We start from the raw sequence: 18,620 nt of genomic DNA on the forward strand, positions 1-18,620 counted from the left end.
TATTCAAGAACTTAGTCATTTCAATAGTTTATGGTGCGTCAGAGAAGATTCGAACTCCCGACCAACTGGGACGGTTTAAAGGATACCATATCATTTTAAAACGTTCCAAAGCCATTGATTTTACTATATTCATTGTTTATAGTTTCCTACACTTTCTCACAACCACATAAAACTAGTGTGGGAATAATGTGGGAAAGTGAGGTGAGAAACATGGATAAATCTGAATTAATAATATCGCATTTAGAGAGTAAAATGCATGAACTAGATAAGAAAGCATTAGCTCTGCCAAGAAGTGAATTTGATGAATATATCGAAATTGTGAACCAAGTGACATTTCTTGATGAGTTGATTGATGAGATTAAGAGGATATAAAAAGAGCCCCAGGGATGGGGCTTATCTTTTAAATTTATCTTTTATACAACTATTACTTTCATTATTGTACTTTTCGGGATGAAAAGTTTCATCTAACAACTTATTTATAAGCCAAATCAGTCTATACGTGTTTATGAAAAAGTATATGATAAAATTAGCGGCGAGTATTAAAATAACAGTTCTAACCCAAGTGTTTCCAAAGTCAATTCTAATGTAGATCCCTACTAATAGCAAAATCAAAAATACGCCTTGAATAATAGAATATTTTAAAATTTTTATCACAAAATCTGTATATTTAAATCTTTTTATAAGTTCCATAATTCTTTTATCACACATAGTTAATAACAAGGTTCCTATGGTTATGTTCATGCTAAGAAGAATAGACACAAAAGTTATAATGTGAGGTAAAAGATCTTTAAAAGGTTCTATAAACCCTACATATTCTTCATTAAAAAAATAGTTTTTTATATTAATTATAATCTCCTGGTTAAAATAATATATAAGAAAACATAATATAAAAAAACACATGTTAACTACAATTGATTTAATTATTTTTCTAGCTATATGTTTTAATTTCATTTTTTACATTATGCCTCCTCAAAATATATTTTATTCTATTCGCAAATAGGTTTTATAATTTTACCAATCCTTTTTCCTAAAGTAAGATCAAATTTAGCATTCATTTGTAATAAAATTTTATCGAATGTTTTAGGATCACCCTTGGATACGTTTATTTCAATAGTATCATCTAACTTATAATTTATCAAATCTATTACTCGGATTTCTCCATCGTCCAACATTTTAACTTTTAATGTTGGGAATATCTTTTCATCACGCTTCATCATGTTAACTAGTTTCTTTAATCCACTTTTTTGTAAAAAAATCTGCCTAGATCTCCCTATATTGATTTCCAATTTCAAAGTTGCTCCATTGATACTTCTGGCCAAATCAGCTACATTCTTTAAGCGTTTAAATTCTTCCTGGCCATCTTCCCAAGATTCCAATTTAGACAAATCAGTTATAGTAGTTGATATGCTTTTATATTCTATTAATGAATCATCCGATATATTCTTATACCTATCATCAAATGTTATAGGAGATATTATAAATCTTTTTAATTCATTCATCTCTAAATATTGTCTGAAGAAATCAGAAATTCCTGCGAAAGAAACACTATACCTGTTGTTTTGTAAGGCTATTATCTTTGTTTTTTTATCATAAACTAGACAAACCTCTTCTCCTACAAATTCATCGTCATCTAAATCTAAAGCATGGCCTTCACCATTACGCTTTGAAACAAAAGGTACGTCATCTCTGTTTTTCATAAAACATAAATTCCATCTTTCTGTTACTTCATTATATTCAATTCTTTTTAATTGTACACACTCTTTACCAATGTCTTTATTTTTATCATCAGTGTTTTGAACACTATTTTCGTTTGCAAATAATATCCTTTCTTCTATGTTCAAGGTTTGCAATGTTTTAAACAAATCATCCAAATCATAAATTCTTTCGTTCTTCTCTCCCCCACTCATTGGATAATAATAATATACTTTCATATTTTTTATACTCATGCTATTCCCCTATTCTTGCACTCATTCTTTTATTACTGTATAATAGGGGTAACAAAACAATGAGTAACTTTTGTATTTAAACCACTGTTGATTTAGCCGTCATAGTGGTTTATTATTTTTAAGTATATCACGTAGTATAACTATTTCAACACTTTCGACAAAACTTGACAAACAGTATTTTATTTCCATATTTTTATAAAAAACATCAATGGACATTATAATAATTTTAATTCTCCATCAATGATTTTTATTATTATTGTAATTATTAATCAATTCTCATTGATTAATTAATTATATTATGGTATATTTTGATTATCAATGGTCCTCCCTTGACTACCTAATAGTCCTACTTGTTTAAATGGCTGTAGGGCTATTACTTTTATTAGAAAAAATAAGGGTACCCAAACGGATACCCTTTTAAACTACTTAAAATTCTCTATTAAATTTTTAGAACCACTATAAAAACCACCAGCTGTAAGTCCTATTACTAGTCCATACATTAACCCTTCTCTAATCCCTACTCCCATAAAAGCTACACCAAAAGAACATCCACATGCTATATTTAATATAGGTATTAACTTAGGATTAACTCCAACCTTCTTAAAAAATTCACCTAAAGCTATAACAATTCCTGTTAAAACTCCTAAACTTGCAAAATCCATATATTGCACCTCCGATTTTATTTTACATTTTTATTTACATATGTTTTAAGATCCTGTACTGCTTTTAAATCTACTTGCAGTTTGTCTATCTCCTTATATAAATTAGCCATTACACTATTTATGCTGCATTCAACAGCATAAAGTTGTTTATTCAGTAGTTCTTTATCCATCTTATTTTCACCTCCTTTTAATCTAGTTTTAAACTCATTCCACTTCGCCCAGTTACTAGCACTAAAAGACTTAGGGCATAGCTTAAAACTTGCATCATAATGTCTAACAACTCTTTCAATAGGTATATCTAATTCATTCATTAACTGCTTTGTTAAATCTAAAGTATTTTGAATGGTTTTTTCTGATGGCTGCATATTACTTTCCAAACACATCTCTATTGAAATGCTATTACTGTTTGTAATACCATTTCTTCCCCTACCATCACCTACAGCCCACGAATAATTGTTGTTATAATCTATGATCTGGATTACGTTGTTTGAATCAACAAAAAAATCTGCACTAGAGTTCCTGTTTCCACCGGCAAAATAATCTCTGTTGTTTTGAGCACTTGAAATAGCTCCTACATCATGAATTACAATGTATTTTATGGAATTGTTTCTTTTAGAAAAATTGTACTTTATTAATTGTTTTTTTATTGGTATCACTACCTCATACCTCCTATGGACTTATTTAAAGATATTATTTTGCACTGCATAAAAAAAGAATCCTATAAAAGACCCTATCAGTAACCCTATAAACCACTTCATAACTGAAGTCAGGGCCCTAAGGTTTTCACATAAATTCTTAAGTTCACTTTTTAATGTAGCGCTGTCCTGTTCTAATTTATCTAATCTGTCAGCATGGTTATTTAAACGCTTGTCATGTACCTCAAGCTGATGTTCAACTAATTCATCGTTCATATTACACATCCTTTCTTAGATTTAAGGCAATAAAAAAGAACCTAATCGGCTCTGAATTATTGCCCTATTATTTAATTTATATCCCTAACTGTAATAGTAGGTTGTATTGCCGTATTGACTTGCACTGTGCCATTCTCAAATTTCTTTAATTCTGTTAGTTGCGGAGTTGTTACTGGTGTAGCTAATTCATAAAGCACTGTTACATTGTTAGCTTGTAACCAAGACTTAAATGACGGGATATAGGTTGAAGTTGTGCCATCTACGAAATTATATTGAGTCAACTTAGACTTTAATATCTGTATTTGAAAATTGCCAGTGCTGTAATGTATATTTATACATTCGATACTTGGACTACTTATCGCCCCAACTGTAAATTTGTCAGATATAACTACACCTGCATTTTTAGCACCTATGTTTAAATCAAATCTTAGTGCTTCGCCATAAGTATTAAAATATACCCAATTTTCACTACCATTTAGCACAGTTTTACCAATTCTTTGTGTAAACACATTATCCTTTATTCCATCCTTAATATCGCCCACTTTACGCAATACTAAATGCACTGTAATCCTATCTTGTAACACCCCATTACTACTTACAATTTCTATCTTATTTCCTTCTGCCTCTCCCACACTCTCTAGGGTACAACCTGTCTCAAACACGTTTGTATACGTTCCATTATCACGTTTGTATATCGTATTGCCTTCCAAATCTATAGCAATCATTTTTTGTATTTCTTGTTGCTCGCCTACTGTCAAAATATCCATTAAATCACAATAAGAGCTTCCATCCTTGCTACCTCCCGCAAAGTACCACTTATCTCTATTCACCGCAATTGCCATTTGCCCGCCTCTTCCTTCTGGTAATTCATTGCATTTAGTTAATACATTGTTATACTTAAATATTTCAGATCCAATCAAAAGATAAATGTTGCCATTATAAGTCCATGCACCATTAAACCATGCCTCAGTTGCAGAACTTGGTTTTAATTGTTCCCATGTGTTAGTTGTCACGTTGTATTTTAACCATACTTTATTACCATTAATGCCAAAAACATATATAGAACCATTAATTGTAGCGCAATAGCAACGTGTAGCTGCAACCGGCATATTTGCACCACTACTCCATGTATTTGTTGCAATATCATATATTTCTAATTTGTCATACAATGTTCCACGTCTATTGTCTCCGCCGCATACATATATTTTCCCATTTAAAACGCACATACCAAGTAATGTTCGTGAAGTAGGCATATTTGCGCCAACACTCCACGTATTAGTTGCTATATCATAAATTTTTAAGCTTGATAATGTATTGCCACCGCTAGCCGAACCACCAACAACATACATTTTCCCGCCATGAAGCACAGCCTTAGTTTCAGCACGTTGCCCTCCGCTCGCTCCACTACTCCATGTATTTGTTACAATATCATATATTTCCATACTAGAAACATAATCACTGCTATACCCACCATCTACATATATTTTATTATTGTAAACAACACAATGAGCTCCATACCTTCCATATTGCATTGTTTTGCCTTGTTCCCAAGCTGGCTTAACCGTAGGCATGTACGGACTTACTCCGCCAATTACTTTTTGCCCAAATAGAGCCACTTGTACTTGGTTTGCGTCAATTGTTATAGTAGTACTGGATATTAATCTTACTGATAACTTATGCTTTTCATTTGCCTGCACCTTAGTTATTGCGTAATTAAAACTTAAAGTACTAAAATTTACTACATTTGTCTTAGGTCTTAATGCACACAGTATATTGTCAACGTAAAACTTGCATTCAACTGTCGCTGTAGCATTAATTTGTATGGTCACAAATAACAATAAGTTGGAGCTTGAAGATGTTTCATATTCTAATGTGCAAATTTCCGTTGAAACATTACTCCCTACTTGAACAGCGGTTTCATTCGTATATGTGTACATTCCCATATTATTTTCTTGCGTTTGAGTTTCTACGTATTGCTCTTGAGCTGTCTTATTCTCTATTGCTTTTTTGCTAATTTTAGCTTGTGTAGTAGCTTTTAAACCACCACAGTACCTAATTTTATTATTAGTAACAATGCTTAAATGTGCTACGTCTTTTTCGTCATACACTTTAATTTTGTCACACACTTCCATGGCAAAATCGCCCTGCCATTCTGCGTTATATCCTATATACTGTGTAGCTTTATAGTAGTGTAAAGTATTAACTGCAATAGCCTCCAAGTATCCCTCGCCTATGCCATTCAGTAATGCTATTTCCTGGTTTAATACATTGCCTGTGCTATCACCTACTTCATAGCCATTTACAACCACACCTGTAATGTTACTAAAACTATTGCTTACTGTAGTTTTGTAGCTATTGTAGTTAGTAATTTCAACGTCAGTATCGTTTAGTACATATATATCCACTAGTCCACTTAAGCACACTAGGAACCCACCGGCTATCGTTGCAACATCTGTTAAAACTTGCCTAAATGAACCCTGTGGTTTTTGTGGAATCATTAAATCATTAAAACTGTAAGTGCTATTTTTAAAGTTATACCCAAACTGTATGCCTAGTGTCTTTTCCATGTCTGCTACAATAGCATTAACTTTTGCTGGGAATACCAATTCACTAGAATATTTACTGTCCAGTATGTCCATTGCAAGCTTATCAAATCCTTCTAGCTTTATACTCTTACCAGTTTCTTTATACTCTTCTATCCAAAAATCGTTGTAGAAGATTTCTTCCCATTTTCCGTCTGCTAGCTGTATCATAAAGTATAGCTTTATCATCTTATCTTCAAAGTTTATGTTGTCATATTTATTGTCATGATTACTCAGAGAAATAGAAATAGGGCTTGCTATTCCACCACCAATCGCAAAATTTTCACTGGCCAGTATAGCGTTGTCTACTTCAATTGTTTCTATATTATCATCTGTTATTGTCAAAGTTGTTGTACCTTGGACGATAATTTTTGCACCAAGAATCCTTGAAGGACTTCTTATTGCTGTTTTATATGCAGCGCTTACATTCTTCATTTTGCTACCTCTCTATAAAATTCATCTTTAAGTTTTGCCATTTTCCCATGTATAACATTGGAGCTGTTCTTGTTCCTACATAAAATGTTTTCGTGATTGTTGCACCTTCAGCTGGATCAGGATATGCGACTTCGAAAAACACATTTTGAACCGCTTTCAAAAGTATGCTTATCTCGCCATCCTCAAGCGGTGGCCATTCGCACGTAAGCTTTCTTTTAACTGCAATTCTGTCCCTTAACATCTGCCCTCTTGTATTTCTTCCACTCTCTCCGTCTATGTCTTCAAAGTCCACTACAAAAACTTTAGGAGCAGCTATTGCTACTCCATTTATTTTAAGCATATAACCACTCCTTTTTTATATCGGCAATAATACCTTGCCTGTTTTCTTTTCTAATTTTCTAAAGCTTTTTATTATAACATCACCCATTTTATTAGAATCCATGTATAGCTCTACAGTCAAATCTCCACCGCTATTGTTGCTATTCCCTTGCCCTTCCATTTTGGAGAAGAAAGCACCTAATGCTTGTGTCATTACCTCCATCATTTTTCCTTCTGGTGCAACTATTTCACCTTGGGTTTTGTTATCTCCAATCATGGCAAGTTGCGGTTGATTAGCTTTAACATAACCGCCTGTTGCAAGTTTAGGAATATTTACTTTAGCCATTTCACTTAAATTAAAACCAAACTTTTTACCACCTATAACTGGTATCCATTCAGGTACATTAAAACTCAACTTATTTAATGCCCTTATCATTAAGTTAATACCACTTATTACTCCATTAACCATAATATTAATGCCACCAATTATAGAGTTTACTACTCCTTTAACTATGTTCCATATGCCACTGAAAACACTGCTAAACACAAATTTAACAGCATTTAATCCAGTGGTGACTACTGTTTTTACTATATTTATTGCACCGCTTATAGTATTTTTAATACCGTTCCATGCACTACTCGTAACAGTACTTATGCCATTCCATATACCGCAAATTACAGATTTTATAGTATTAAATACTGTTGAGGTAATATTTTTAATAGCATTCCATACTGCTATTATTACATTTTTAATAGTATTAACTATTGCGCTTATTGTGTTTTTGATTCCTTCCCACACAGCTCCAGCTATAACCTTTACTTCATCCCAATGTTTAACAAGAAGCACACCAATTGCAATCACTGCACCTATTGCTAAAGTCACAAGTCCAATAGGGCTTGTGAGGAATGCTACTGCTGCTCCAAAGGCTGTTGTAACTCCTGTTGCTATGCCACATATTAAATTCCAACCACCTATTACTAACTTAACTATACCTAGAGCCACTCCAAAGCTTTCTATTGCCAGAGTTATAGCATCAACTATTGTAGTATTTTCACTCATCCAATTTCCAATGCTAGTCAATGCATCAGCAATCCAATTAAGCACATCCACAATTATGCCACCTGTCCAACTAGCAATAGGTCCTAAAAAGTTATCCCATAATAAATCTGCAGACCTTAAAAAAGATTCTAATATAGGATTAAGGAAATCCATAGCTCCAGCTAGTAAATTAAAAAAAGCTGGTAAGGCATCTTCTATAGTCCATTTTGCTAAAGGCCCTAGTATATCAGTTAAAAACCATTTTAAAGCCTGCCCTATTGTATTTACTATTGGTTCCACAGATTTCTTAAGTCTATCAAAGCTATTAACTAGAGGAGCAAAATCAATAGATTTAAACCATTTTTGCAACTCTCCCATGAATCCACCCATAACACCATCCATAGAAGATGTGTCTAGCTTAGGAACTACATTAACTGGTATATCTGTTATGCCTCCACCTACAGCACCGCCTCCAATGTCTCCACTGCTATCATCTGTAGTGGGCTTAGTTATAGTGTTTATCTCATCAAAGCCCATTAGAGCCTTTTGAAGTTGCTTTGCTTTCTTAGCTGCTTTCCCTGTAGACTTAGCAATGTTATCTGTTGCCCCGCTTGCACTAGTTGCTGCACTAGCTACTTGTTGCATGCTCGTAGCTGGGTTGTCTGCTTTCTTACCTGTTATACCTTCTACGAAGCTTTTAAATACATTAGCTAGTTGTATTAGCTTGCCCATGATGGTGTTTATAACTTTAACTACTGGAGTTAATATTGCTATAAATCCTTGTCCTAAGCTCGCTTTTAAGCTATCAAATTGTAGCTTCAGTATTCTAGTTTGATTCGCCCAACTATCGCTTGTCCTAGAGAAATCTCCACTAGCTAATGCTAATTGTTGTTGAACAAAAGCAAATCTCAAAGCGACCTTTTCTTGCTCCGTCATATCCTTGGTAACTTTATTAAATCCGTTACTTAAAGCAAATTGATCTAGTGCTGTTTGTGTCATAACTACACCTAAATCTTTTAAACTTTCAGTCTCACCTGTAAATACAGATTTAAGTTTTGTATACGCTTCGTCTTGACTTGTATTGTAAAAAGAAGCCACATCTCCACTAAGTCCTGTTAATGCCGTAGACATATCATAGGCGGCCTTTTCATTGAATCCAAATGCTTTAGACATAGCTCCAAAGGTACCAACATATTTTTTAGTCATAGTTTCAGATAAACCAAAATTCATTGCCGCACCTTTAGCAAAATCATCTACTTGTTTAGTCATACTACTAAATGTAACATCAACTACATTCTGTACTTCTGCTAAGTCAGAGCCTAAGTCTAAGCATTGCTTTCCAAAGTTAATTAAACCTTTAATAGCAAACACTCCAGCCAATGTTCCAGCTGCTTTCTTTGCAAGGCTTGTAATGCTATTCATCTGTTTGTCAAAACCATTACGATTAACAACAAGATCTAACCCTATTTGACCTACACTTTCAGCCATATTCTACCTCCTTTCTTCAAAAATAAAAGCACCTAGAAATTAATCTAAGTGCTCATTGTTCTAAACATATTTTCAAAGTTTTTCATTGCTTGATCATAGTCTTTACTATTAATATTTTCAATGTTTCTTTTTCTCCATTTATTTCTTATCTGTTTTTGTTCTGATGTGAACTCCTTAATTATTTTAGGGTCCTTTTCTGCTCTTATGCTTACTATTTTACCTAGTGCAGTCTTTTCATTTATTCCAGATAATAAAGTACAAAACTCACCCCAAGACATATCATTTTCACGTCTTAATCTTATGCCATATTGTTCAGCAAAAGAAGATTCTATTAGGTCATAATCCTCTATAATGTCATACCACTCTTCACTATTTTGTTGCATTTTGAAATCGACGCTCTGCCTCTTCATATGTTATATCTGATACTCCAGCCATCATTCCAGTAAATATCACTTTGTAATCACTTAGAGATAAATTCATTCCCTCAATTTCCTTAAAAGCTTTTTCGCCCAAAATCATTCTTATAGCATTATCCATCATTTCAATATCATTAACGTTACCATGAAAAAGTTGATTTACTTTTAACATTGTATTTTTAGAGTTGTCTATTTCATATTCTTTCCCTTCAGCTATTTTAATAATTGGTTTTGTGTCTGTTAACTTGCTAGTAATATCTATCATTATTATTCCACCTTTCATATTAAAAAAGCACCCTATTTCTAGGATGCTACTTCTTACCTGCTTTCCATTTGTGTCCACACTTTAAACAAGTTACTTCTATTTTGTTTTTACCCATTGCTCCTGTTACCAACCCTAAACCTGGTGTAATAGCAGCTCCCAAAATACCTTTCCCTAAGCTAAAGCCTTTCTTATTAGCTGTTATTTGTGTAGAGCCACATTTAGGACAATGTATCTTATCATCATCCTCTTTAACATCTATTATAGTTATGTTCCTATTATTGAAGTAATTCAATATTTCTTCTAGCTTGTCATTATCTTTTTTATATATGATAATACTGTTTTTATCCAAAGTTGCTGTATTCAAATCTTTTACGTCTCTACCACTTGTGAAGGTACAGAAAGTTATAAAACCTTGTTTAGTAGCAGTTGGAGCTTGATATTTTATTTCTGTTATATTATCAACGTCAATATTAAGCTTTCCAATCATAATTTCATTATCTGCTATTATAGCTTTTTTAAATAAATACTTTAATTCAATGTACATGATCCACACCCCTTTTAGATACTCTTTTATATATTATATCACTTTAAGTATGTATCATGAACATTATTTTAAACCCCTGGTGTAACTGTAGGCTTTCCATCACTCATAACTTCAAATTCTAATCCTTCTACGTTTGTTGAGTCTCCCCCAGCACTAGAAATATTAACTATACAATTAAAAGTTACTTTTGTGCCTGTTGGGAACTCCCACTCAAACTTTGTAGATAAATCTCTTCCTGTTTTAAACATCAACCCAGCTACATAATCATTTCCAGCATCACCTACACACCTTTTTCCACTTAATGAAATACTGAATCCTTTACCTGTTGCAAGCCTAGAAATCCATCCCTCAGCTGTCATTGGTGTCCACTCTTCAACGTTTGTATCAATACTAACACTAAATGTCTCTAGTTCTGCAATAGTTACCATATCTGTAGGTTCAACACTTGCTAATCCTTTTGTGCCTATTTTAAACTTATTATTAAACACTGGATAAACTCCAGTTGTTATAGTTGCCATTATTCATTGCTCCTTTCATAGTAACATTTAAGCTCGATAACCCTCTCATAGATATTTTTTTCATCTGTTCCGACATCTATAGGTTCATTATTTAAAAGCTCAATATAGTTAATTCTATGGCCATTAATAACCACAGAATTCTGTTTCAAAATCTCTTCATACAGTTCATAACTGAATTCTTCCGTTTCTCTTGCATTTGTATTCCAATGTATAAGAATAGAAATCCCTTTAACCTCATATGTGGTATTTTCTAAGCCTCCTAGTGCTATTCTTGGAGGACTTGTATTCTTTAATTGATAAACCCCTATAGACTTATCTTTCTTGTTATCTAGCTTGCCAATGTAGTAATTATCAGCCTTATTATTAAGGGTTTTAAGCCAATCACGTATATTTGATAGTCCTAACAATTAAACACCTCCAATTCGCTTGTAGAATGCTTTAAATGCTTTCTTGCAAAAGTCTTTTTTATTTCCATCAATCCAATCTTGATACCATTTCCCTTTTGCATTAGGATTTTCTTCAGTGCTAAAATTGTACTCTGGATGATAATATAATCTTCTTGCATAAGGTGTGGAGCTTACTAAAGTTACTTTACATTTATTGCTTTCAGTATAATCTACAAAAGTACTTTCATTCTGTAGATTACCACTTTTAAATGGTATTACTTGCGCTTGGAGTACATCTGTATGCAATGCCTCACCCGTCATTTCTAAGGCCTGCGTTTGTGCATGTGTAAGTTGTTTAATTCTGATTTTATTTATTGTTATTTTACTATTTACATGCATTAAACCAACTCCAGTCTTGTATAGTTTACAGTGCCATCTGGGTTACGTGCTTTTTCACCTCTGTAAATGTTTCTATTAACTCCATTAACAATTACAGTACCATTGCTTAATGTAGGTAATGAAGAGGCTATATCACCAGGAATTAAGGCAGTTCCTTCTATTTGTATAAGCTGTTGTTCTGCAGTTAAAACCTTCTTAGCTTTATCTTGATAATTACATAGGGTGGATATACTAAGTGCCTCTAATGGCCCACCATCTTCACTTAACCCATCTTGATATATCTTTATCTGTATTGGAGTTTTACAAAATTTCTTAGGTACTAAACAAGGAAATTTCACTTTACCACCTCACATTTCTACAAGTTAATCCTGTCTGTGCTAGTGTCTCATACAGTTCTGTCGGAATTGCTACACCTTTCATAAGTTTCACATTCCACGTATCACCAAAGTTCATAGATACACCGTTTATACTGTAACTAGATAACACATTTTCAATAAGTTCAGCATTCTCATATTCAAAGTTGGCTAACTCACAATTAACCTCTTTGATAATTTCTTGTTGAAAAGGAGTAAGGTTATCAAACCCCACTCCTCTAATTCTTCCATAAGTTAAACTGTCAATGTGTCTACTTGCTTTATTTAATGCTCTGTTTAAATCTTTATCTGGAATATCACTATAATTAGCCTTGTATTCCTCTAAAGTTATATAAGCCATAGTAACACCTACTCTCCATATTCTACATCTTTTATTTTCTTAAGAATGCCTTCTTGGCTAGTAGATTTACCTAGATCTATTCCTCTTTCTTCTGCATATGTTTTTAACTCTTCAATTGTCATTTTATCAATAGCTGTCTCTTCTTCAACAATTTCTTCTTCAGCTTTTTCTTCTTCAACTTCATATCCATGTTTCTTGAACCAATCAACAAGAGTAGGGTTTTCTGTTTCTGCGATACCATTACAAAAAGCCACACTAGCACTAATACCAGTATAGCTTTTGTTTGGTGCTATTATTTTAGCCATAATGTCCCTCCTATTTTACCTTTATATTTCTAAATACTGCAGCCGCTTTACTTGCCTTTAATGCTAATGCTGCTATCATTTCTACTTCACCATTCTTTACTGCCCCGCTAGTTGAAAAGTCTGGCAACCATGTCTTTATTGGTGCTTGCCCCGCCATAGATACAGCGTGCAACCCATCAAGGCCTAATCTAGCAACATAAAGAGAAGTTGCCCCCGAAGTGCCATCTGTTTTAACAACATCTTCATTACTTCCAGCCTTAGTTCCTAAATCCACGAATGGAATAGTTCCGTAGCTTTCCACTTGCTGTCCAAAGTCATTTTTAGTTGTTTGGTACATGCTTGCCCTTCTTGCACATGCCCTCAATTTAGCTATAAGTTTAGAGTTACCAGCTATAAAAGTAGGAGTACCATCTAAGCCGGTCATAAATTCATCTAGCATATCTAAAAATGCCATGTAGTTAGACGTAATTGCCGCACTTGTAGATAAATCTATAACTACCTTATCAGCACCATTGTTATATTCTGTTGATGATCCTGTTAATGCTTTTTCAAGTCCATCAAATGCTTGTGCATCTACTGCACTGTCACCATTGATGAAAGTATCATTAAATAGTGCCTTTGCTGCTTTAATCTTCTGTGCCTGCTGTAATTCTACCTCTGATACAATTCCGCCCATATTGGCAATAACCCTATCAATCTGATAGCTACCACCAAATACCTTAAGAGTAGTATGGAATTGCTCTTTAGTAACTTCTCCTGGTGTGTATTCTTTGTTAATCTCTCTGAATCCAGCTGTTGGTTGTGTTTTTAATCTAGTATAGGAGTATGTCATTGTTGCTCCTCCACCTACTGGGGACACAACATCATCAAATGTTAGATTGTCTAGTAAAAAACTAGACTTTCTAAATTCATCAATAACCCCTATTTGTAAATCATCCTGTACGTTTTTACTTGCCTCTGCTAATGTAACTGCCATATTATATCACCTTTCCTTTATTGGTTTATTTGTCCTTGAAGTTTAGCTGCTATTGCGTCTTTCATACTTACATTTGTTCCTTGTGGCTTAGGATTTCCACCATCTGCACCAACTTTAAATCCCGGTTGTGGTGTTGGTTCTGGACTATTTTCAGGTTTAAATAAAAAGCCTTTGCTCTCCTTTAAACTTTTAAGTTGTTCATCTAAGCCTGTTATCTTGCCATCATCATTTAGTATTAACTTAGACTTATCAAACAAGTCAGCAACTAAATCTGTATCCATAGCCTTATCTGCAATAGCCATCTTAATAGCATTGCTTACTTGTAAATCCTTAAGCTTTGCTTGGTACTCTATGTCCTTAGCCTTGTTGTCCTCTTGTAATGTCTCTATCTGCTTTTTAAGAGCCTCACCGTCAACCTTTTTAAGGTCTTCTAATTGAGTGTTTCTTTCAGCAATAGTCTTCTCTAATTCTTTTTTACTGTTGTTGACTTCATCAAATCGTGTCTTAGGAATATAAGTTTCTAATTCTTTCTTACTCTCCGCCTCTGCTTTTGTTGCTAAATCTTCTGTAAGTCCTAATGCTATAAATTGTTGTTTATTCATATTTACCATCCTTTCAAATTCATTTTTTAGCCCGGTTCAGTCCGGTACCATTTGTCTTATTAGTTAACGCCCATAATACCAAAATGGCGAAAATAAAAAGCCTTATTTAATAAGACTTTCTTTTTTAAACAATACATATTAAAATTCCTAATAGTAAATTATATATAGCATTTGTAATATTCCCCTTATTCTTTTCTCTTGATGCTTCAATCAATGCGTATATTACGTACATTCTTGTGATAATGAGGTATGTAATCTTAATCACCATGTACACTTAAACCTCCTTTCTTAATTTTGAGCATAATAAAAGCACCTACTTTTTATTTAGTAAGTGCTTTATACTCTTGTACTATCTCTCCGCATTTTAATGAACTCATAAACTGTTCATATTCTTCCTTTACCCACTGTGGAGAATTCTCTTTAATTTTAAGACCATCATCATCATAATAATAATAATCCGTATCCATAAATTTAGGTCTTTCTAGCTCCAACTTTATTTCCCTCCTTGATATGATATTTTATTTTCTTATCCAACTTTTCCCCAAATAGTTTAGCAAATTCTCTTGGGTTATCACCGCCAAAATACTCTGCAAAAGTCTCTGCGAATAATTCTGCATGTTTAGTGCCGGCATATTCTCCGACTAATGTTGCCATGTCTTTAAAAGTATATTCTGTACTATATTTTTTATTATAGTCGCCTATTACCTCACTAACAAATTCTTCACACCAATTCGTGTTTCCACCATCAAGCCATTTAAGTCCATCCGCAACATTATGTCCATATTCGTGTACAAAAGTTTTATACTCTTTTGCGTTAGGCACAGTCCATTTCTTCTCAATGCATTTTTCTATATACTTCTTATTATACTCTTTATCTGAGAAAAAAGCACCGTTTAATGTTAACTCACAAGCCCCTGGCCGGTTCGCATAGTATGAGTATTTTCCTACAGCATTCATGTTAGCTTTTACTTTTAATATTGGTAGCTTAACCGGGTTAATCTCTTGGAATCCTTTAAAGTAGTTATTAAATTTATCCATCCAATTAACTGAATCCTGTAACAAATCCTTGTCTATAGGGTATTTTCTGCTATCGCTAAAATCTAGAGAGTATTTATCTCTCATATGTTTTATTATTTCTTTCTTATTATTGTAAATAGTTTTAACTGGTGTAGCTCCTCGCCATGTTTTTATATTTCTTATACTTTGCCATTGTTGTTTCTTATACTTATATCTTTCTATATTATCTTTGTCTAAACTATAACTACTAAGCCTATCATACTTTTTTATTTGTCTATTTATATAGTTTTCCCTCTGTTCTCTATTAAATATGTCTATACTCTTTTGTTGTTGCTCTTTAGTTGTAGTCTTCGGTGGTGTTGAAATACCTTCAAAATAAGTTGTATGAGAATCTTTACAATTAGGATGATAGAATCCAGCTGCCATTGCACTACTTAGTAATGGATAGGGTCCATCTTTAGAAGTTCCACCACTCCATACATCATCTATAAAAATCTTACCTTGAAATGGTACACATTTAGGACAACCACCTCCACGGCTTATGGTTATTACTGTACTTATGCCCCACTCCTGTCTTTTAGCACCTTCTCCTTGCAAGTATGCTCTTTTATTAGCCGTTTGAATTGCCATGGCTGCATAATCTGCTATATTAACTCTAGCACCATTCTTATACTCTATGCAATTAATACCCTTACTTAAGAAGTCCTTAGTTGCCATATCTACGCATTGCTCATATGTTCCACTTCCTGTATTAGCATAAACCTGTGCATTAAATATCGTTTTTCTGTATTCATCATTGGCTTTTCTTAGCATAGCAACCTCTGCTTTTGCCATGTCTTGCTTAGTAGCTTTTATGAGAGCATTGAGTTTTCTATCATTTATTTTAAAGAATTTGCCCTCTGTAATTAAGTCTGTAACTTTAGGTCTTATTCTAGGTCTAAATCCATTCTTTATAGCTTCTAATATTTCTATTTCAGCTTCCATATTGCCGGCTATATATGACTTCTCAATCATCTCTTCTATCTCTTCATTTATCTCTGAGAATCTATGTTTGAAAGCTTTTTTATTTCTCTTTTTATACTCTTGTAAGCTTTTTAATTGTTCAACTTGCCACATGGTCCAGTCAAACCCTTCTTTGTTTTCCCAATTCCTATGCCTTTTATAATTCCTCAGCATAGAATCAATCAATTCTTTCTCTATAGCTCCGAATGCTTCTGCAACATCATAATCTTTCTTCATTTTATCACCTACATTTGTTCTTCCATGAAGGTTTCAGCGACTTCTCTACTTATTCCTAAAGATGATGAAATAATAGATATTGCACTGGCTCTTGTTATATTGCCAGCTTTTACATTCTCAATAACCTTAAGCATTGATTGAATTTGAGCACCATTTAAAAGGCTTGAAGTTGATGTTTCTTCTATATCCTCATCATCCATACTAACCTCAGGTTCTTCCATGCCTACAACTCCATTTTCCTCCTTAAGCCTTGCTATTTCCTCTGCCTTTTCCTCATCAGTCCAAGTATCTCCATAAAGTTCTTCAATGCATTGTTCAGTTGACATTATTCCATAACTTTTGGCCTTGCCTACAGTCTCAACCTTATTGTCAAATGAAGGGCTTGCATATTCTCCAAAGCTTATAGTAATTTCATACTCTTGTGGATTCTTACTATGCATTAAATCCTGCACTTTCAATACTATATCAACAAGTCTTGGTATTACTTCCGTTAAAGAATCAACTATCTTTCCTCTTGTGTAAAGAGTTGCTTTTTCCTTCTCTCTTTGAGCTTCTGCATTATCTGTTTTCTTTAGATCTATTCCTAATGTGGCCGGGCTTATGATACCCTGTAGGCACATATCTAAGTTGCTAGCATAGGTATTTACATAAGCTTCGTAGTTTATAGATGGTTGTTGTATACTGATTTCATCTGAACCATTCTCCTTCATACTAGAGCCTACTGCTATGAATTTATTGTCAAAACTATTTGGTTTTAGTGATTCCCCTGTGGTTGGATTCTTGGGTATTAGGTCCTCTGGTATATATTGTTTTACTCTTCCATCTCTTATAGCGTCAATCCATTGCGATACAGTTTCGTCCAGTGCGTCAAAGCTATCTGACTTAGTATCAAATATACTTTTGCCCCTATTGATAAATTTATGAGACTTAAAGAATTTCATAGGTATACCCATTATGAAGTCACCAGTAAAGGTTGTATCTAACAAACTACTAGTCTCTTCTATGGCTGTTATAGGCACTTCTTTTCCTTCATGATTGTATAATTTATATCTTATATACCCTCGTCCAAACACCTCTTCTAGCCTATAATCTTTACTGCCTACTGTATAATTTGTATAGAATAATATCTCTTGGAGCCTTCCACGTTTGAAATTGTAATCTACTTTTTCACCACTGTAATATTCTATTATTGGGTATGGCGTCAAGTCTGTGTCTATCGTTATTTTAAAAGCACCATCTCCTGTTACAAGTGTTTCTCCTATGGCTTCACCTAATAACTCATTAAACTTATTATCTTTGCTTATTTCGTCCCATATGGCCCGTAAACCCTTATCGTCTATATCAATGCTATCTACATCTGACACTACCATATCAGCAAGCCTGTCAACTATCATTGCTGGTAACCCACTATGAACCTTTCTAACGTTTAAATCGTTTGAGGGAACTGCCGCCCAAAATCTAGACTTTGAGACAAGATCATAAGCACTCTGTTTGAAAAATTGGTCTAGCTCACTAGCTTCACCACGATACCATATTCTATTTTTCATGACATTACCTTCAAAGCTTAAAGGCTCTCTTATTGTTATTTTCTTATCTTGTGCGGGTTGTATATTTAACATTTTTATCACCAACTTTTTAAACCAATTCATTATTTACCAGCTCCTGAATAATCTTTAGCTCTACTTTTACAATTTCGTAATCCTTGTTGCACTTCCTAATATTGAAATTATGTTCTGCATCTTCTTTATCACCAAATATAATCGCTTTTTCATGGGAAGTTCTTTGCTTCAATGGTGAATATCTATGATCAGTTCCGAATACCCATTTTTTAGTTTTCTTATTTCTAATAGCGTACATA

Annotated in this window: 24 protein-coding genes; 1 reads left to right on the top strand and 23 read right to left on the bottom strand. The window is 33.6% G+C overall.

The window, feature by feature from the left end:
* Nucleotides 1-186 precede the first annotated feature (186 nt).
* Nucleotides 187-372, top strand: coding sequence for a hypothetical protein (locus BUA73_RS13945; RefSeq protein ID WP_143147013.1), 186 nt, complete (start codon nt 187-189; stop codon nt 370-372).
* A gap of 21 nt (nt 373-393) precedes the next feature.
* Here BUA73_RS13945 and BUA73_RS11700 read toward each other — a convergent pair whose 3' ends face one another.
* The 23 genes from BUA73_RS11700 to BUA73_RS11805 all read right to left on the bottom strand — a co-directional run bounded on the left by BUA73_RS11700 (nt 394) and on the right by BUA73_RS11805 (nt 18,619).
* A complete protein-coding gene (locus tag BUA73_RS11700; RefSeq protein ID WP_072904308.1) occupies nt 394-951 on the bottom strand; it encodes a hypothetical protein in 558 nt (185 codons plus the stop codon).
* Nucleotides 952-986: 35 nt separating this feature from the next.
* Nucleotides 987-1,946 (bottom strand): DUF6731 family protein, encoded by a 960-nt coding sequence (locus BUA73_RS11705; RefSeq protein ID WP_072904309.1) that lies wholly within the window; start codon nt 1,944-1,946, stop codon nt 987-989.
* Between the two features lie 422 nt (nt 1,947-2,368).
* Nucleotides 2,369-2,608 carry a hypothetical protein gene (locus BUA73_RS11710; RefSeq protein ID WP_072904310.1) on the bottom strand — a complete coding sequence of 80 codons (240 nt, stop codon included), beginning with the start codon at nt 2,606-2,608 and terminating at the stop codon, nt 2,369-2,371.
* Between the two features lie 17 nt (nt 2,609-2,625).
* On the bottom strand, nt 2,626-3,264 hold the full coding sequence (locus BUA73_RS11715) for a peptidoglycan recognition protein family protein (protein WP_072904311.1): 639 nt from the start codon (nt 3,262-3,264) through the stop codon (nt 2,626-2,628).
* A gap of 21 nt (nt 3,265-3,285) precedes the next feature.
* Nucleotides 3,286-3,519: a hemolysin XhlA family protein gene (locus BUA73_RS11720; protein ID WP_072904312.1), complete on the bottom strand. Its 234-nt coding sequence runs from the start codon at nt 3,517-3,519 to the stop codon at nt 3,286-3,288.
* 71 nt (nt 3,520-3,590) lie between these two features.
* Complete coding sequence (locus BUA73_RS11725) at nt 3,591-6,536, bottom strand: Kelch repeat-containing protein (RefSeq protein WP_072904313.1); 2,946 nt, start codon at nt 6,534-6,536, stop codon at nt 3,591-3,593.
* Nucleotides 6,537-6,540: 4 nt separating this feature from the next.
* Nucleotides 6,541-6,876, bottom strand: coding sequence for a DUF6711 family protein (locus BUA73_RS11730; RefSeq protein ID WP_072904314.1), 336 nt, complete (start codon nt 6,874-6,876; stop codon nt 6,541-6,543).
* A 15-nt stretch (nt 6,877-6,891) separates the two neighbouring features.
* Nucleotides 6,892-9,381 carry a phage tail family protein gene (locus BUA73_RS11735; RefSeq protein ID WP_072904315.1) on the bottom strand — a complete coding sequence of 830 codons (2,490 nt, stop codon included), beginning with the start codon at nt 9,379-9,381 and terminating at the stop codon, nt 6,892-6,894.
* Nucleotides 9,382-9,425: 44 nt separating this feature from the next.
* Nucleotides 9,426-9,764, bottom strand: a complete 339-nt coding sequence (locus tag BUA73_RS11740) for a Gp15 family bacteriophage protein (protein ID WP_242942383.1) — start codon at nt 9,762-9,764, stop codon at nt 9,426-9,428.
* Nucleotides 9,751-10,062, bottom strand: coding sequence for a hypothetical protein (locus tag BUA73_RS11745; protein WP_143147014.1), 312 nt, complete (start codon nt 10,060-10,062; stop codon nt 9,751-9,753). Before BUA73_RS11745 ends, BUA73_RS11740 begins: the two co-directional genes overlap by 14 nt.
* A 46-nt stretch (nt 10,063-10,108) precedes the next feature.
* Nucleotides 10,109-10,606, bottom strand: coding sequence for a hypothetical protein (locus tag BUA73_RS11750; RefSeq protein WP_072904318.1), 498 nt, complete (start codon nt 10,604-10,606; stop codon nt 10,109-10,111).
* 68 nt (nt 10,607-10,674) lie between these two features.
* The gene (locus tag BUA73_RS11755) at nt 10,675-11,124 is read right to left on the bottom strand and encodes a phage tail tube protein (protein ID WP_072904319.1); all 450 of its coding nucleotides are present in this window, start codon (nt 11,122-11,124) and stop codon (nt 10,675-10,677) included.
* On the bottom strand, nt 11,124-11,531 hold the full coding sequence (locus tag BUA73_RS11760) for a phage tail terminator protein (RefSeq protein WP_072904320.1): 408 nt from the start codon (nt 11,529-11,531) through the stop codon (nt 11,124-11,126). The genes BUA73_RS11755 and BUA73_RS11760 overlap by 1 nt, the downstream gene beginning before the upstream one ends.
* A complete protein-coding gene (locus BUA73_RS11765; RefSeq protein ID WP_072904321.1) occupies nt 11,532-11,909 on the bottom strand; it encodes a hypothetical protein in 378 nt (125 codons plus the stop codon).
* Entirely contained in the window at nt 11,909-12,247 is a 339-nt protein-coding gene (locus BUA73_RS11770) for a hypothetical protein (protein WP_072904322.1), read from the bottom strand. Before BUA73_RS11770 ends, BUA73_RS11765 begins: the two co-directional genes overlap by 1 nt.
* Before the next feature lies 1 nt (nt 12,248).
* The gene (locus BUA73_RS11775) at nt 12,249-12,623 is read right to left on the bottom strand and encodes a head-tail connector protein (RefSeq protein ID WP_072904323.1); all 375 of its coding nucleotides are present in this window, start codon (nt 12,621-12,623) and stop codon (nt 12,249-12,251) included.
* An 8-nt stretch (nt 12,624-12,631) separates the two neighbouring features.
* Nucleotides 12,632-12,928: a hypothetical protein gene (locus BUA73_RS11780; RefSeq protein ID WP_072904324.1), complete on the bottom strand. Its 297-nt coding sequence runs from the start codon at nt 12,926-12,928 to the stop codon at nt 12,632-12,634.
* A gap of 10 nt (nt 12,929-12,938) precedes the next feature.
* Nucleotides 12,939-13,904, bottom strand: a complete 966-nt coding sequence (locus BUA73_RS11785) for a major capsid protein (protein ID WP_072904325.1) — start codon at nt 13,902-13,904, stop codon at nt 12,939-12,941.
* A gap of 17 nt (nt 13,905-13,921) precedes the next feature.
* Nucleotides 13,922-14,506, bottom strand: coding sequence for a phage scaffolding protein (locus tag BUA73_RS11790; RefSeq protein ID WP_072904326.1), 585 nt, complete (start codon nt 14,504-14,506; stop codon nt 13,922-13,924).
* Nucleotides 14,507-14,826: 320 nt separating this feature from the next.
* Complete coding sequence (locus tag BUA73_RS14145; RefSeq protein ID WP_178139266.1) at nt 14,827-14,997, bottom strand: hypothetical protein; 171 nt, start codon at nt 14,995-14,997, stop codon at nt 14,827-14,829.
* The gene (locus tag BUA73_RS11795; RefSeq protein WP_072904327.1) at nt 14,978-16,762 is read right to left on the bottom strand and encodes a phage minor capsid protein; all 1,785 of its coding nucleotides are present in this window, start codon (nt 16,760-16,762) and stop codon (nt 14,978-14,980) included. Before BUA73_RS11795 ends, BUA73_RS14145 begins: the two co-directional genes overlap by 20 nt.
* 8 nt (nt 16,763-16,770) lie before the next feature.
* Entirely contained in the window at nt 16,771-18,411 is a 1,641-nt protein-coding gene (locus BUA73_RS11800; RefSeq protein WP_072904328.1) for a phage portal protein, read from the bottom strand.
* A complete protein-coding gene (locus tag BUA73_RS11805) occupies nt 18,398-18,619 on the bottom strand; it encodes a hypothetical protein (RefSeq protein ID WP_072904329.1) in 222 nt (73 codons plus the stop codon). The genes BUA73_RS11800 and BUA73_RS11805 overlap by 14 nt, the downstream gene beginning before the upstream one ends.
* Between the last annotated feature and the right edge of the window lies 1 nt (nt 18,620).

The organism is Hathewaya proteolytica DSM 3090 (assembly GCF_900142225.1).
GTDB classification, from domain to species: Bacteria; Bacillota; Clostridia; order Clostridiales; family Clostridiaceae; genus Hathewaya; species Hathewaya proteolytica.